Source organism: Listeria grandensis FSL F6-0971 (assembly GCF_000525835.1).
In the GTDB taxonomy this organism is placed as follows: Bacteria; Bacillota; Bacilli; order Lactobacillales; family Listeriaceae; genus Listeria_A; species Listeria_A grandensis.
Map to the genome: position 1 here is coordinate 73081 of NZ_AODD01000011.1, position 16168 is coordinate 89248.

The window sequence follows — 16168 nt, forward strand, 5'->3', positions numbered from 1 at the left end:
AGAAAAAGAGGTACGCCTAAAATGGTTCAGTGGCACACCTCTTTTTTACAATTTATTTGTCTTTCATTCGATCAAAAACAACCTCATACATATCATTACCATAATTCAAAGAACGCTTGACGCGAGAAATCGTTGCCGTACTAGCTCCTGTTTCAGCTTCAATCACATTATACGTCTTGCCTTCATGTAACATGCTAGCCACTTGGAAGCGCTGCGACATCGATTGAATCTCATTTACTGTGCATACATCGTCAAAGAAAGCATAACATTCTTCTAAATTCTCCAGTGCCAAGATCCCTTTAAAAAACGTATCTAGACCTTCACCACGCAATTTTTCTATTTGCATGCGTATACCTCCATTAATTCAGACTCTTCTTCACCATTTTAACGCACTAGTGTGAATAACACAACAAGAAGGTTCAAAAATCCGTTACAATTATGCTATACTAGAATGTATAAAAAGGAGGCTTCAGCATGAAAGCAAAAATTATCTTATTTTTCTCACTCTTATTAATATGCATTGGGATATCTTATTCGTCGGTCTCCGCTGAGCGTTCATTCACAATTCCGAGTTACGAGAACCATGTACAAATTCAGCAAGACGGATCTGCAACCATTACTGAAAAAGTGACTTTCGACTTTGATGGAGCCTTTAACGGGGCGACGATGGATATTGACACAGCAGGACTACCACAGATCACAGACTTACAAGTATCCGTTGATGGTAGCCCTCCTTATGTACAAAGCAATTCTAGCCAGCCCGGAACCTTTACGGCAAACTATGACAATGACACACTAAGAATCAAAGTCTACTCTCCTACCAACACAGCTGTAAAAGAGTTTTCCTATCGCTACACCTTAAGAGATGTCATCACAAGCTATAACGATACGGCCGAATTCAATCGAAAACTCGTCGGCACAAACTGGCAAGAGTCGCTTGATCATGTTGCCATAAATATCACGTTACCAAGCGCTACAAAAAAAGAGGACCTACAAGCTTGGGCACATGGACCATTGGATGGCAACATCTCGCTACACAACGAGCAATCCGTAAAACTAACGGCTGATGATGTTAAACCAGGTCAATTTGTTGAAGCACATGTCATTTTTCCGACTAATATCGTACCACTAAACCAAAATATTCAAGCCATTCATAAAAAAGCCGATATCCAGGCACAAGAAGCAAAACTTGCTAATCAAGCCAATGCGAAACGGATGTTTTCCAAAATTATTTTTTACGGTGGTAGTAGCTTCATGTTACTACTCGTGCTTATCGTAATTATCTGGACCTATTTTAAATATACAAAGCCAAGAAAAGCTGCATTTCAAGATAAGTATTTTCACGATATTCCGACAGACCTGTCACCAGCAGTCATGAATAAGTTAATCTATTCTAAAACGGGCGCAAACGATATGGTTGCAACTATCATGGATCTTGTGCGCAAAAGGCAACTCACCATCGAAGAGCTCCCAGATGTCTCAGGTAATAAGAAAAAGGCAACCTATATCCTCTCCAAAATACCTGCACCCTCTCCTATCGCACTTCTAAACCATGAAAAAAGATTGATGACCTGGCTGATAGAAAAGATTGGTGATGGTGAAAAAATAACGCTAAAAGAAATCAACGCCTATGCAAAGAAAAATAAAGCCGCCTTCACCAGTTCGTTTACAAGCTGGAAAAATGGTGTCGCTAAAGACGCAAAGGAACACCAGTATTTCGATAATAAAGCTAGCTCCAAAGCGAATAAACTTTTGGCTATCTGTCTAACATGTATTATCTTAATCGGTATTGGCATCATTATTTTCAGCATAGCTACGAGTATTTTTTCCTTGTTTGCTTGTATTACTAGCATTATTACTTTTGCCACCTTGTTTACTTTTTGGGCGACCCAGTTCCCTATTAAAAATCAAATTGGAGCAGAAGAGTTTGCGAAATGGCATGCCTTCAAACGTTATATTAAAGACGTCGGAAATATGGACATGGCAGATGTCGGCTCGATTGCAATTTGGGACCATTACCTTTCCTATTCCATTTCACTTGGCTTGACGAAGGAAGTTCTAAAAGCCGCGTCCATTCGTTTCACCCCAGAGCAAGTACAGCAACAATCTGGTTTACTTTATTATTACTACGGCGGCGCAATGCTCGGCAACGTTCATCACGCGAATATGGATACAGGCTTTGCTGAAAGCTTCCAAAACGCTTTTGAAAGCTCATTCAGCGGTGCCATAGCTAGTAGCGCATCTTCCAGTAGCGGTAGTGGTGGTGGGTTCAGCGGCGGTTCCAGTGGTGGTGGCTCAGGCGGCGGAGCCTTTTAAAAAAAACGTGCGATACATCTCAAAATATTTGAGGTATATCGCACGTTTTTACTTTACTTCACTGCTTTTGTTCCAATATCCATTCTGTAAAAGAAATCTGGATTATCTAGCTTTTTCATTTCTTTGTAGAGCTGTTCTTGTGCGGCTGTTATCGAATCTGCCGTTGCCGAAACAAGCAGGACGCGCCCTCCATTAGAAAGATACGCATCGCCTTCTTCCGCTCGCTTCGTTCCCGCATGAAAAACCTCGGCCTGAACTTCTTGAAGACCTGTTATTTCTTTCCCCTTCGCGTATGCATCAGGATACCCTGCACTCGCCAAAACTACACCAAGTGTCACGCCAGCTTCTTCCCACTCTAATATCGGTTCTTGATCGTGCAATAACGCATCAATCACCTTCGCAAAATCAGATTTTAACCGTGGCAAAACAACTTGTGTTTCAGGGTCGCCGAAACGCGCGTTGAATTCAATCACTTTTGGCCCATCCTCCGTCACGATTAACCCCGCGTACAAAATTCCAGAAAATGAGCGACCCTCTGCAACCATTCCTTTCGCAGCCGGCAACAAAATCTCCTGAATCGCTTCGTCAACAATCGTTTGGGAAATATGCGGTACCGGTGAATAAGCGCCCATTCCGCCTGTATTTGGTCCCTTATCGCCTTCGTAGGCCCGCTTATGATCTTGCGCAATTGCCATCGGATAAACTTTTGCACCACGAACAAAAGCCATTAACGAAAATTCCTCGCCATCCAAAAAGTCTTCTATCACGACCTTCGTTGCCGCCGCACCAAACTTACTATCCAACAGCATATCTTTTAAAGCAACTATCGCTTCTTCCATATCAAAAGCAACGACTACACCTTTTCCAGCCGCCAAGCCATCCGCTTTAATCACGATCGGCACGCCTTTTTGTTGTAGATAAAGATAGGCTTCTTCATAGTCCGTAAACGATTCCGAGCCCGCCGTTGGGATGTCGTATTTTTTCATAAATTGTTTCGCGAAATCTTTACTTCCCTCAATGAGCGCCGCTTTTTGCGAAGGGCCAAATGCTTTAATTCCGGCTTTTTCAAAATCATCGACTAAACCAGCAAGTAACGGTACTTCTGGACCCACAATGACCCAGTTCACAGCCTTCTCTTTGGCAAATTCGATAAGTGCAACCGCATCATTCTCTGAAATAGCACACGTCTTGATACCATCGCCAAGCATGCCATCATTTCCAGGCGCGCAGAATACAGACTCTACCGCATCGCTTTCTAGCAATTTCTTACTGATCGCATGTTCACGCCCACCGCTTCCGACAACTAAAATTTTCATCGTATTACACGCTCCTCAATGTTTGAAATGGCGAACATGCGTAAGAACCATCGCAATACCATACTTATTTGCCATCGCAATCGAATCTTTGTCCTTGATTGAGCCTCCAGGTTGAATGATCGCTTTAATGCCTGCTTTAGCCGCTGCCTCAACGGTATCATCCATTGGGAAGAAGGCATCGGACGCTAGGACCGCACCCTTGGCTTTCTCGCCAGCCTGATGCAACGCAATAAATGCCGAGCCAATCCTGTTCATCTGACCTGCACCAATGCCAAGCGTTTGTTTTTCATTGCCAACGACGATCGCATTCGATTTCACATGCTTCACAATTTTCCACTGGGCAAGAAGCGCCTTCCACTCGTTTTCTGATGGTTCTGTGTCCGTCACAACTTCATATGTCGCCGCGTCTTCTGCCACCGCATCGCCATCTTGCAATAATAAGCCACCAATCACCGACGTTTTTTCCACCGCATTCACTGGCCCTGCAAACGGAACCGTCAACAAGCGAATATTCTTCTTCTGTGATAAAATCGCGAATGCCTCCTCGGAAAAACTCGGCGCAATAATAATCTCTAGGAAAATCTGACTCATATGCGTCGCCGTTGCCGCATCAACTTCCCGATTAATCGCCACAATCCCACCAAAAATCGAGGTCTCATCCGCTTCATAAGCCTTCAAATAAGCCTCTTCTGGCGTCACACCTACGCCGACACCGCACGGATTCATATGTTTCACCGCTACCGCGACAGGTTCTGTAAATTCAGCCGCAATTCGAAGCGCTGCGTCCGTATCGCGAATATTGTTATACGACAACGCTTTGCCATGTAGTTGTTTGGCTTCACTGATAGACGCCGCAACACCTAGCGGTTCTGTATAGAATCCTGCCTGTTGATGCGGATTTTCGCCATATCGCAAATCCTGTTTTTTATTATAAGTTAGCGTTAATTTTTCAGGGAACTCTTCCCCCACGATATCCGTCAAATAGCCTGCAATCAACGCATCGTACGCCGCTGTATGTCGGAAAACTTTCGCTGCCAAGCGCTGATTTGTTTCAAAAGTAACCGCGCCGTGATCACCGAGTTCAGCTAAGACTGGTGCATAATCCACGCTATCGACAACAACCGTCACCGCTGCGTAGTTTTTCGCCGCAGAACGTAACATCGAAGGTCCGCCGATATCGATATTTTCAATCGCCTCACCAAGTTTCACATCAGGTTTTGCAATTGTTTCTTGGAACGGATATAAGTTCACACATACCAAATCGATTTTAGCAATATCATGCGCCTCAATCGCCGCCATATGCGCCGCGTCATCACGACGAGCAAGCAGCCCACCATGAATCGCCGGATGTAGCGTCTTCACGCGTCCATCTAACATCTCTGGAAAATCAGTGACTTCCTCTATTCCGATCACTGAAAGCCCGCTATCCTCTAACGCCTTCTTCGTTCCACCCGTCGAAATAATTTCAAATCCAAGCCCCACTAGCGACTGCGCGAATTCCACGACACCCGTTTTATCTGACACACTAATTAACGCTCTTTTCATGATTGTCCCCCTAGTATTTTTTTAACAACTTTCGGATAAAATTGATGCTCTACTTTATGTATTTTCGTCGTGAGTGAATCTGTCGTATCCGCAGGCAAAATAGCTACAGACTGCTGTGCGATAATCGATCCCGTATCCATTCCCGCGTCCACAAAATGCGCGGTGACACCAGTTTCTGCTACCTTCGCAGCAAATGCCTGACCAATCGCATCTTTCCCAGGAAAAGCAGGTAATAACGACGGATGCAAGTTGACAATCTTATTTTCATACGCCTCCAGTAAAGTTGGCCCAATCAGGCGCATATATCCCGCTAAAACAAGGAATTCTACCCCTGATTCCTGCAATTTAGCGACAATCTCCCGCTCAAAAGCCGCCTTATCCGCAAAAGCCTTCGGAGAGAACAGAAACACTGGAATTCCAGCTGCCTCTGCCCGCTCTAACACAAACGCGCCCGGTTTATCACAAACAAGTAACGCCACCGATTCTTTAATCGCCGCATCATCCACCAACGCCTGAAAATTACTACCCGATCCCGAAGCAAAAATCGCGATTTTCATCTTAATTGCCTCCCGTAAACACGACTTGCGCGCCATCTTGTTTCGGCGTCACTTTTCCAATCGGATATGCTTTTTCACCCTGTTCCTCTAAAATGGCAAGCGTTTGTGCCGCTTCTTCCGCCGCAACGACAAGCACCATCCCGATTCCCATATTGAAAATGCCGTACATCTCGTCCGCATCGATTTCCCCATACTTTTGTAGTACATCAAAAATCGGCAAAACAGGCCAAGCATCACGCGTAATCGAGACCGCCAAATCCGCCGGCAACACCCGTGGTAAATTCTCGATAAAGCCGCCACCCGTCACATGCGAAATTCCATGTACTGTTACATTTTTAATCACTTCCAAAACAGGTTTCACATAAATCCGCGTCGGCACGAGCAACTCATCAACAAGCGTCTTGCCCCCAAGCTCCGGCAAAACTGTATCCAGCGCCAAATCATGCTCCTTAAAGAAAATTTTGCGTACCAACGAGTATCCATTACTATGAATTCCACTCGATGCCAAGCCGATCAAGACATCACCAGCCGCAACCCGCTCGCCCGTAATCACGTCCGCCTTCTCGACCGCGCCAACCGTGAAGCCAGCCAAGTCATAATCGTCCGCACCATACATGTCCGGCATCTCGCCGTCTCACCACCGACAAGCGCACATCCAGCCAACTCGCAGCCGTCCGCAACACCCTTAACAATCTGTTCCATCTTGCCCGGAATCGTTTTCCCCGTCGCAATATAATCCAAGAAGAAAAGCGGTTCCGCCCCCTGCGCTAAGATATCATTCACACACATCGCGACACAATCCACACCGATTGTATCATGCTTATCCGCCTCAATCGCAAGCAGCAACTTCGTACCAACGCCATCCGTCCCCGAAACAAGCACAGGTTCACGCAAGCCAAGCCCACTAAGATCAAACATCCCGCCAAACGAACCAATCGCGCCCATCACACCGTTACGCTTCGTGCGAGCCACATGTTTTTGAATCCGCTCCACAACCTCATAACCCGCCTCTACATCGACGCCAGCCTTACTATACGCATTCTCTGCCATTTGCAAAATTCCCCTCTCAACGTGACTCGGCTTCTAAACTCGCCAAATATTCTTTTTCATAATCAAATAATTCCGTCGGGTAATCCCCGTTAAAATACGCCATACAAAGTCCGCCATAGGGCTCATCCGGATACGGCTTACCAACCGCTTCCACAAGTCCGTCCTCCGACAAATACGTCAGCGAATCCGCACCGATAATCCGGCAAATCTCATCCACCGAATAATTCGCCGCAATCAACTCACTCCGCGTCTGAATATCAATCCCATAAAAACAAGGAAAAGCAAGCGGTGGAGACGCAATCCGAACATGTACTTCCGCAGCACCTGCCTCACGTAATAATTGCACAATCCGGCGACTCGTCGTCCCGCGCACAATCGAATCATCAATCATGACCACCCGTTTGCCCTCGACAACACCACGCACGGCCGATAATTTCATTTTCACACCTTGTTCCCGTAATTCCTGTGACGGCTCAATAAACGTCCGCGCCACATAACGGTTCTTAATCAAGCCTAGCTCGTACGGAATGCCCGTTTCCTCCGCATAACCAATCGCCGCCGAAATACTCGAATCAGGAACACCCGTCACCACATCCGCCTCAACAAAAGCCTCCTGCGCCAACCGTTTCCCCATCCGTTTTCGCGCCGAATGGACATTAATTCCTGCAATATTCGAGTCAGGACGCGCAAAATACACATATTCCATACTACAAATCGAATGCTTCACGTCTTCCGTAAACTTCTCAATATGCAAGCCATCATCATTAATAATAATCAGCTCACCCGGCTCCACATCACGCACAAACTCCGCGCCAACCGTATCAAACGCACACGTCTCCGAAGCAATCACATACGAACCACCAATTTTCCCAATCGAAAGCGGTCGGAAACCATTCGGATCAAGCGCTGCAATCAACTCATTCTCCGTCAAAAGCATATACGCAAAACCACCCTTGACCTTGTTCAGCGCCACTTTCAAATCCTCCACGAACGATCCCGTCTGGCTACGTTTCAACAAATGCGCCAGCACCTCCGTATCCGAACTCGTCTGAAAAATCGCTCCTTCCGCTTCCAACTCCTGACGAAGCGTCTGCGCATTAATCAAATTCCCATTATGCGCCAGCGCCAGACTCGAATTATGGAAGTGGAATAAAAACGGTTGAACATTACTCAAACTCTTGCCACCAGCCGTCGCATAACGCACATGACCAATTGCCGATTTCCCGATTAAGTCATCCAGTTCTCCGTGCTTAAACACATCCGCAAGCAGGCCCAAGTTACGATGCCCTTTCAGCGTCACGCCATCCGTCGACACAATCCCAGCACCCTCTTGCCCACGATGCTGCAGACTATGCAAACCGTAATACGTAATATGCGCCGCACTCGGATGATTCCAAATCCCGAAAATACCACATTCCTCGTTCAATCCTCTTATTTCAGTAGACATGGAATAGCCCCTTCCCAAACTTGTTTTAACGCACTAAGTTCGGCTGTAATTACTGATTTTTCCGTTTGTAACACTAATTGCGGCACCTCTGTGACCTCGCCTAAACGCACCACTTTTTCCGTTTCAAACAACTGCTCGAATTTCGCAGCATTGTCCGCTTTCACCGATACCAAGAAACGCGATTGTGATTCACTGAAAAGCAATTCCTCTGAAAAAGGTACCTTGATCGCCGCGCCTAAATCATTCGCAAAACCTGCCTCAGCAAGCGCCACCGCAAGACCACCTTCTGCCAAATCATGTGCCGAAGCAACAAGACCTTCCTGAATCGCCGTCAATAAGAACTGCTGATAACGCTTCTCCATCTGTAGATCAAGCTCAGGCGCGCGTCCACTAATTTTGCCCTGCTCCAATTTTTGCAATTCCGAACCGCTAAATTCTGGCTTCGTTTCGCCGATCAAATAAATCACATCGCCAGCCGCTTTAAAACCTTGCGTCGTAATATGCGCCACATCCTCGACTAAACCAACCATTCCAATCACTGGCGTAGGATAGATACCTTCCCCATCCGTCTCATTATACATCGAAACATTCCCTGAAATGACTGGTGTATCAAGCGCTAAACAAGCTGCACTAATCCCGTCCGCCGCCTTCTCAATCTCCCAGAAAATCTCTGGTTTCTCGGGATTCCCAAAATTCAGACCATCCGTAATCGCAAGCGGTTTCGCACCCGAACAAACAATATTTCGAGCCGCTTCCGCAACCGCAATTTGGCCGCCTTTTTCAGGATCCAAATACAGGTAACGCGAATTACAATCCGTCGTCATCGCAATCGCCTTATTCGTTCCACGAACCCGTAAAACAGCCGCATCCGAACCAGGCGCAACCGCCGTGTTCGTCCGAACTTGATAATCAAACTGTTCATAAATATGACGCTTACTCGCAATCGTTGGCTGTCCAAGTAACGCTTTCCACGTCGCCACAACATCCGTCACAACTGGCGCAAAAGCCTCTTCCGCTTGGAAATCACGATAACGCTGTGGCTCCGATGAAGGTTTATGATACACTGGCGCATCCTCAGCTAGCGCGTCAACTGGCACATTCGCAACAACTTCCCCGTGATGCACAATTTTGTACATCTTATCATCCGTCACCGTTCCAATCGTTACAGCCTCCAAGCCATAACGCTCAAACAATGCCTTAATCTCTGCCTCATGTTCCTTTTTTCACACATAAAAGCATCCGTTCCTGCGACTCCGAAAGCAACATTTCATACGCTGACATATGCGTTTCCCGTTGCGGCACATCATCCATAATGAGCTCCAAGCCCGATCCAGCTTTCGATGCCATCTCCGAACTTGAACTCACCAAGCCCGCCGCACCCATATCCTGAATCCCGATCAAAATATCCGAATGATCACGAATCAAGTCCAGACACGCTTCCAGCAACAATTTCTCCATAAACGGATCGCCAACTTGAACCGCCGAACGCTGCTGCTCGCCTTCTTCACTAAATTCCACCGAGGCAAAAGTAGCCCCATGAATCCCGTCGCGCCCCGTTTTCGCACCAACATACATCACCGGATTACCAACGCCAACCGCCTGACCTTTTTGAATATCCTCTTTTGCAATCAAGCCCACACACATCGCGTTCACCAATGGATTCTTCGCATAACACGGATCAAACTGCACCTCACCGCCAACCGTCGGAATCCCAATCGAGTTCCCGTAACCAGCAATCCCAGCTACGACCTCGTTCACCAAATATTTCGTATGCGGATTATCAATCTCACCAAAACGAAGCGAATTCAGCATCGCAATCGGACGCGCCCCCATCGAGAACACATCGCGGATAATCCCACCAACACCAGTCGCAGCGCCTTGATACGGCTCCACATAAGACGGATGATTATGGCTCTCCACTTTAAACGCAACGCCCAGTCCATCACCAATATCCACAATCCCAGCACCCTCACCAGGACCTTGCAACACTTGCGAGCCTCCGTCGGGAACTTGCGCAACACCGGTTTTGAATTTTTATAACTACAATGTTCAGACCACATCACCGAAAACAAACCCGTCTCCGTATAGTTTGGCTTCCGTTTCAAAATATCACAAACAAGACCATACTCACTCTCACTGAGCCCCATTGTCTCATATATTTTCTGTTCCTCAATTTGATCCGCTGACGGTTCCTGATTCACATTAAGCATGTACTTGTTCCTCCTTCCAAGCCTTCAACATCGATTTAAAAACGCCAAGTCCAGCCGTTCCACCAACAATGTCCTCCACAGCACGCTCCGGATGCGGCATCATACCTAGTACATTCCCGGCCTTATTCGTAATCCCAGCAATATTCGCAATACTTCCATTAGGGTTTTCCGACGCATACGTGAACACAATTTGTCCATTCGCCCGCAATTCTGCAAGCGTAGCATCATCACAATAATAATTTCCCTCACCATGCGCCACAGGAATCCGAATTTCTTCCCCCGCCTCATATTCCGACGTAAACATCGTCCCCGCATTCTCCACACGCAAACTCACTGTTTTACAAACAAAATGAAGATTATTATTACGGATCAAAGCCCCAGGAAGAAGACCACTCTCCGCCAAAATCTGAAACCCATTACAAACACCAAGTACAGGCTTACCCGTTTCCGCAAACCGCACCACTTCCGGCATAATATTCGCAAATTTCGCAATCGCACCCGTCCGCAAGTAATCCCCGTACGAGAATCCACCAGGAAGAAGTACCGCATCAAAACCGTCTAAACTCGTTTGGGCATGCCAAACATATTCCGCCTCTTCACCGAGCGCATCTTGAATCGCATGCAACATATCTAAATCACAATTTGAACCTGGAAATTGAATGACCGCAAATTTCATCCTTAAGCCTCCTCAATTTCATAACGATAATCTTCCATCACTGGGTTTGTCAGCAACTTATCACACATTTCGTCCAAGACCGCATGAATATCACGATCCGATTTCGCCACTTGAAGCTCCATGTATTTCCCAATCCGTACATCCTCAACCTCGCCGTAATTCAAACTTTTCAGCGACCCCATCACAGCCGTCCCTTGCGGATCTAACACACTTTTCTTCAACGTTACAAACACCTTCACATTATACATTCAAACAACCTCCTTTAATCTTTTCAAAACTTCCTCGTAAACCGCAGTTAAATTCCCAATATTCCGACGAAATACATCCTTATCCAGCTTGGCATTCGTATCCCGATCCCATAATCGGCACGTATCTGGCGAAATCTCATCAGCAAGCAAAATATTCCCATTCTCATCACGCCCAAATTCCAATTTAAAATCAATCAGCGTAATATTCATCTTGGCAAACAATCCACATAACGCCACATTCACATCAAGCGCAGCCTGCTTCAAAATCGCAATCTCATCCTCCGTCGCAACCTCCAAATAAAGCACATGCGCGTCATTAATAAACGGATCATCCAGTGCATCATCCTTATAATAAAACTCCACGATTGGTTGCAGCGCCTGCGTCCCCTCAGGAACCCCAAGACGTTTCGCCAGACTCCCAGCAATCACATTCCGCACCACAACCTCAAGCGGAATAATCTCCACCGAGCGCACCAACTGCTCCGTATCAGACAATTGCTCCACAAAATGGCTCTTAATCCCCACTTCTTCCAAATATGTAAAAATCCGCGACGTAATCTCGTTATTCAAACGCCCCTTACTCGCAAAACTCTCCTTACGTTCCCCATTCAGCGCCGTCGCATCGTCCTTATAAGCTACCCGCAACACACCATCCTGATCCGTACTAAACAACCGTTTCGCTTTTCCCTCATACAATAAATTCGCCACTGCTAAAAGTCTCCTTTTTCATTTCGAATTTTGACCTGAATAAAGCATGAAAAACCATGAAGACACCGTAACCCTCCATAGTTTTTCATGATGCCGTCCTTAAAGTCCCAAGCGGTTAAAAATCATATCTACCTGCTTCAAATGATAGTTATAATCGAAGCAAGCATCCATTTCTTCCTTAGAAAGACGATCCGTAATCTTCGGTTCCGCCTCAACCAGCGTCTTAAACGGCACTTGCGTCTCCCAAGCTTCCATCGCCTTAGGTTGCACCGTATCATACGCCTCTTCACGAGCCATCCCCTTATCGATCAACGTCAACAGCACACGTTGTGAATAAATAAGACCCAGCGTCCGATCCATATTACGCTTCATATTCTCTGGGAACACCGTCAGATTCTTCACGATATTACCAAAACGATTCAAAATATAATCAAGCAAAATCGTCGCATCTGGCAAAATAATCCGTTCCGCAGACGAATGCGAAATATCACGCTCATGCCACAGCGGCACATTCTCATACGCTGTCACCATATGCCCGCGAATCACACGCGCTAAGCCTGTCACATTCTCCGAACCAATCGGGTTACGCTTATGCGGCATCGCAGAAGACCCTTTTTGCCCCTTCGCAAAAAACTCTTCCACCTCACGAACCTCACTCTTTTGAAGCGCACGAACCTCCACAGCAAATTTCTCCACAGAAGTCGCAATCAAAGCCAGCGTCGCCATATAATCCGCATGACGATCCCGTTGCAGTGTCTGCGTTGAAATCGGAGCCGGCGTCGTACCTAATTTCGCGCAAACATACTCCTCCACAAAAGGATCAATGTTCGCGTACGTCCCAACAGCCCCAGAAATCTTCCCGAATTCCACGCCATCAGCAGAACGGTTAAACCGCTCCAAATTCCGCTTCATTTCCTCATGCCAAAGCGCCAACTTCAAGCCAAACGTCGTCGGTTCCGCGTGCACACCATGCGTCCGCCCCATACAAACCGTATGCTTATGCTCCTTCGCCTTGTTCGCTAAAATCTCAATAAAGCGCTCCAGATCCGCACGCAAAATCGCATTCGCCTGCTTCAAAATATACGAGTTCGCTGTATCCACAACATCCGTCGAAGTCAAACCATAATGTACCCACTTACGCTCCTCACCAAGCGATTCAGAAACACTTCTCGTAAATGCCACAACATCGTGACGCGTTTCCAATTCAATCTCCTGAATGCGTGCCACATCAAACGTTGCGTTCTCCCGAATCTTCGCTACATCCTCTTTTGGAATATCGCCAAGTTCCGCCCAAGCTTCACAAGCTAGAATCTCCACCTCGAGCCATGCCTGAAAACGATTTTGCTCCGTCCAAATATTGCCCATTTCTTCTCTCGTATATCTCTCAATCATCGTTTCTCAAATCCCCCAATTAAATCCAAATTTGCGACGAACGCATTTTTTCAATCTCTACTAGCGGATTATCACTGAGCACCGTAATATGCCCCATTTTGCGATCAATCTTCGCCTCTTGTTTCCCATAATAATGAACAAACCACTCTGGATGATCCGCGAGAACCGCATTGACACCATCCACATGCTGCCCTAAAATATTCACCATCATCGCTGGGCGCAATAACTCCACCTCAAGCAACGGCAAGCCCGCAATCGCCCTAATATGCTGCGTAAATTGCGAAATATTACAAGCCTCAATCGAAAAATGTCCTGAGTTATGCGGTCTAGGCGCCAGCTCGTTCACGTAAATCGCACCAGAACCCGTCACAAACATCTCTACAGCCAAAACACCTTCCAGATGCAGATACTCTGCCAGTTTCACCGCAATAGTCTCTGCCTCATGTACCGACTCTGAGTCAAGCGTTGGTGGTACAACCGTCGTATGCAAAATATTATTCTTGTGATCATTTTCTGCGACAGGGAACGTCTCCATTTGACCAGCAGCATTCCGCGCCACAATCACGGAAATTTCGCGTTCAAACGGAATCCAAGCCTCCAATACACACGTACCGAAGCGTAAAAGCTCAGCTGCCTTATCAATATCTTCCTCATTATGAATGACATATTGACCCTTACCATCATAGCCCCCCTGCGTCGTTTTAAGCACCGCCGGGTAACCTAAGCTACTAATACGTTGCACAATATCATCCTTGTCTACAATCACCGCATACGGCGCCAGATTAATGTTAATCGACTCCAAGTACGCTTTTTCTAAAATACGATCTTGCGTAATAGATAATAGCTCCGAACCTTGCGGAACACGAACAATGTCCTCAATCGAACGAATCGCGTCATTATCCACATTTTCAAATTCATAAGTTACAACATCACTTTTTTCAGCCAATTCTTTCAAAGCCGCCAAATCCGTATAATTTGCAACAATCTGCTCATCTGCTACTTGCGCACAAGGAGCATCCACCGTCGGATCGAGTACAACAACTCGGAACCCCATTGCCTTCGCTGCAAGTGCCATCATTCTGCCTAACTGACCGCCTCCGATAATTCCAATCGTGCTGTTTGGTAATAAATACGTTTTACTCAAGAGAATCACTACTTTCTAGAACATTTTCTTCTAGTGTATCACGTCTATTTTCCAAACGGCTAGCAATTACCTCATTTTCCACCGATAAAATTTGCGCAGCGAGCAATCCAGCATTTACCGCACCCGCCTCACCTATTGCGACAGTAGCGACCGGAACCCCACCAGGCATCTGAACAATCGATAATAAAGAATCGAGTCCATTTAACGCCTTGGACTTCATCGGAACACCAATAACTGGTAAAGTAGTCTTCGCAGCAACCATTCCTGGCAAATGTGCCGCACCACCAGCTCCTGCAATAATAACCTTAATTCCACGACTTCTAGCATTTTCAGCATATGTAAACATTAAATCGGGTGTGCGGTGCGCTGAAACAACCTTTTTCTCATACGCTATTCCGAGCTCTTCCAATACCTCACATGCCTTCTTCATCGTCTCCCAATCAGAAGTACTTCCCATAATGACACCAACTTGTGCACACATTCAATGTTCAACTCCTCATTATTTCATTGTCACTCAACACCTTCATTCTAACAATAGCTGTAAGTAAAGTCAATAAAAAAATCGAACAATATATACAAACATTACTTTAACGTTCGTGTTTTAGTGTTTTTAAGACAAAAAAAAGCAACTCTCCTTAGAAAGTCACTTTTTCTTAACCCCGCCACGCACTTGTTTAACCCAAAAACCACCATAGATTTGTTTGGGTTCCGAAGACACAATAAAAGCCTTATCATCAATCGCAATAATGCGCTGGTACAATTTATTTTCATTTTTCCGCGGAGTTAGTATCTCAAGCATCATCCGCTCTCCATCACGCCCACTTGCCAGCCAGCTTGTAACACCATATCCCGCATTCCTAATCTGATTCGCTAGATCTAAGTTATAGTCCTTCGTAATCACATTCACTGTAATATAACCCAACGCAAGTCTTTCCTCAATCTTCATGCCCACAATAATCCCGACACCAAAACCAAGCGCATACGCCGCGATATTCGCTATATCATCTAGATTACTCATAACCATACCAAGCGCTACAATGTAGACCACAATCTCAAACACGCTCACAATTGCCGCACGATATCGATACCCTTTCATCGTCATTAGCAACCTAACCGTATTTAAAGATACATACAGAATGTTAATAATAAAAATTGTCAGTACCATTACGACAGCTTCTCCCATAATAATTCCCCCTTATGTATAACGCCATATTCCTATTTTTCACTAAAACCAATTTTTCAAACCTAACAATAACTTAATTCAGACCAAATATCCATCTAAACCAGTACCATCTATCATAAAATTAATTATTTAAGTCAAACAAAAAAGCACCCATTTCTAAAATGAGTACCCTAAATACATTGCCCGGCGACGACCTACTCTCACAGGGGGAAGCCCCTACTACCATCGGCGCTGAAAAGCTTAACTTCCGTGTTCGGGATGGGAACGGGTGTGACCTCTTCGCCGTAACCACCAGACAATGTGTGACTAACTGAAAGAACGCGGTTCTCTCAAAACTAGATAAGAAAGTTGGTCTGTGCGTGACCGTTTCGTGCCC

The 16168-nt window shown here is 46.0% G+C and carries 13 protein-coding genes, 1 rRNA gene and 2 pseudogenes; 1 reads left to right on the forward strand and 15 read right to left on the reverse strand.

The features are described 5' to 3' along the window. Positions 1-52: 52 nt before the first annotated feature. Entirely contained in the window at positions 53-346 is a 294-nt protein-coding gene (locus tag PGRAN_RS08070) for a YerC/YecD family TrpR-related protein (protein ID WP_036066355.1), read from the reverse strand. Positions 347-474: 128 nt separating this feature from the next. Between PGRAN_RS08070 and PGRAN_RS08075 the strand changes: the two genes are divergently transcribed. After that, positions 475-2316, forward strand: a complete 1842-nt coding sequence (locus PGRAN_RS08075) for a DUF2207 domain-containing protein (RefSeq protein WP_036066357.1) — start codon at positions 475-477, stop codon at positions 2314-2316. 53 nt (positions 2317-2369) lie between these two features. Here PGRAN_RS08075 and purD read toward each other — a convergent pair whose 3' ends face one another. The 14 genes and pseudogenes from purD to rrf form a co-directional block, all read right to left on the reverse strand. Then, positions 2370-3632 carry a phosphoribosylamine--glycine ligase gene (gene purD, locus PGRAN_RS08080; protein ID WP_036066358.1) on the reverse strand — a complete coding sequence of 421 codons (1263 nt, stop codon included), beginning with the start codon at positions 3630-3632 and terminating at the stop codon, positions 2370-2372. 15 nt (positions 3633-3647) lie between these two features. After that, positions 3648-5177, reverse strand: coding sequence for a bifunctional phosphoribosylaminoimidazolecarboxamide formyltransferase/IMP cyclohydrolase (gene purH / locus PGRAN_RS08085; RefSeq protein ID WP_036066359.1), 1530 nt, complete (start codon positions 5175-5177; stop codon positions 3648-3650). Further along, positions 5174-5734, reverse strand: coding sequence for a phosphoribosylglycinamide formyltransferase (gene purN / locus PGRAN_RS08090; RefSeq protein WP_036066360.1), 561 nt, complete (start codon positions 5732-5734; stop codon positions 5174-5176). Before purN ends, purH begins: the two co-directional genes overlap by 4 nt. A 1-nt stretch (position 5735) precedes the next feature. Then, positions 5736-6784: pseudogene (gene purM, locus PGRAN_RS08095) on the reverse strand (phosphoribosylformylglycinamidine cyclo-ligase). A 16-nt stretch (positions 6785-6800) separates the two neighbouring features. Further along, positions 6801-8231, reverse strand: coding sequence for an amidophosphoribosyltransferase (gene purF / locus PGRAN_RS08100; protein ID WP_036066361.1), 1431 nt, complete (start codon positions 8229-8231; stop codon positions 6801-6803). Beyond that, positions 8216-10441 (reverse strand): annotated as a pseudogene (purL, locus tag PGRAN_RS08105) (phosphoribosylformylglycinamidine synthase subunit PurL). The gene purF and the pseudogene purL overlap by 16 nt, the downstream one beginning before the upstream one ends. Next, a complete protein-coding gene (gene purQ, locus PGRAN_RS08110; RefSeq protein WP_036066363.1) occupies positions 10434-11117 on the reverse strand; it encodes a phosphoribosylformylglycinamidine synthase subunit PurQ in 684 nt (227 codons plus the stop codon). Before purQ ends, purL begins: the two are co-directional and overlap by 8 nt. A gap of 2 nt (positions 11118-11119) precedes the next feature. After that, the gene (gene purS, locus PGRAN_RS08115; protein WP_036066366.1) at positions 11120-11365 is read right to left on the reverse strand and encodes a phosphoribosylformylglycinamidine synthase subunit PurS; all 246 of its coding nucleotides are present in this window, start codon (positions 11363-11365) and stop codon (positions 11120-11122) included. Beyond that, positions 11366-12073, reverse strand: a complete 708-nt coding sequence (gene purC / locus PGRAN_RS08120; protein ID WP_036066367.1) for a phosphoribosylaminoimidazolesuccinocarboxamide synthase — start codon at positions 12071-12073, stop codon at positions 11366-11368. A 99-nt stretch (positions 12074-12172) separates the two neighbouring features. Next, positions 12173-13465 (reverse strand): adenylosuccinate lyase, encoded by a 1293-nt coding sequence (purB, locus tag PGRAN_RS08125; protein WP_036066369.1) that lies wholly within the window; start codon positions 13463-13465, stop codon positions 12173-12175. 19 nt (positions 13466-13484) lie between these two features. After that, the gene (gene purK, locus PGRAN_RS08130; RefSeq protein WP_036066370.1) at positions 13485-14609 is read right to left on the reverse strand and encodes a 5-(carboxyamino)imidazole ribonucleotide synthase; all 1125 of its coding nucleotides are present in this window, start codon (positions 14607-14609) and stop codon (positions 13485-13487) included. After that, a complete protein-coding gene (gene purE / locus PGRAN_RS08135) occupies positions 14602-15090 on the reverse strand; it encodes a 5-(carboxyamino)imidazole ribonucleotide mutase (protein ID WP_036066371.1) in 489 nt (162 codons plus the stop codon). Before purE ends, purK begins: the two co-directional genes overlap by 8 nt. Positions 15091-15252: 162 nt before the next feature. Continuing rightward, positions 15253-15792 carry a DUF2179 domain-containing protein gene (locus PGRAN_RS08140; RefSeq protein ID WP_036066373.1) on the reverse strand — a complete coding sequence of 180 codons (540 nt, stop codon included), beginning with the start codon at positions 15790-15792 and terminating at the stop codon, positions 15253-15255. A 181-nt stretch (positions 15793-15973) separates the two neighbouring features. Then, positions 15974-16088 (reverse strand): 5S ribosomal RNA (gene rrf, locus PGRAN_RS08145). Between the last annotated feature and the right edge of the window lie 80 nt (positions 16089-16168).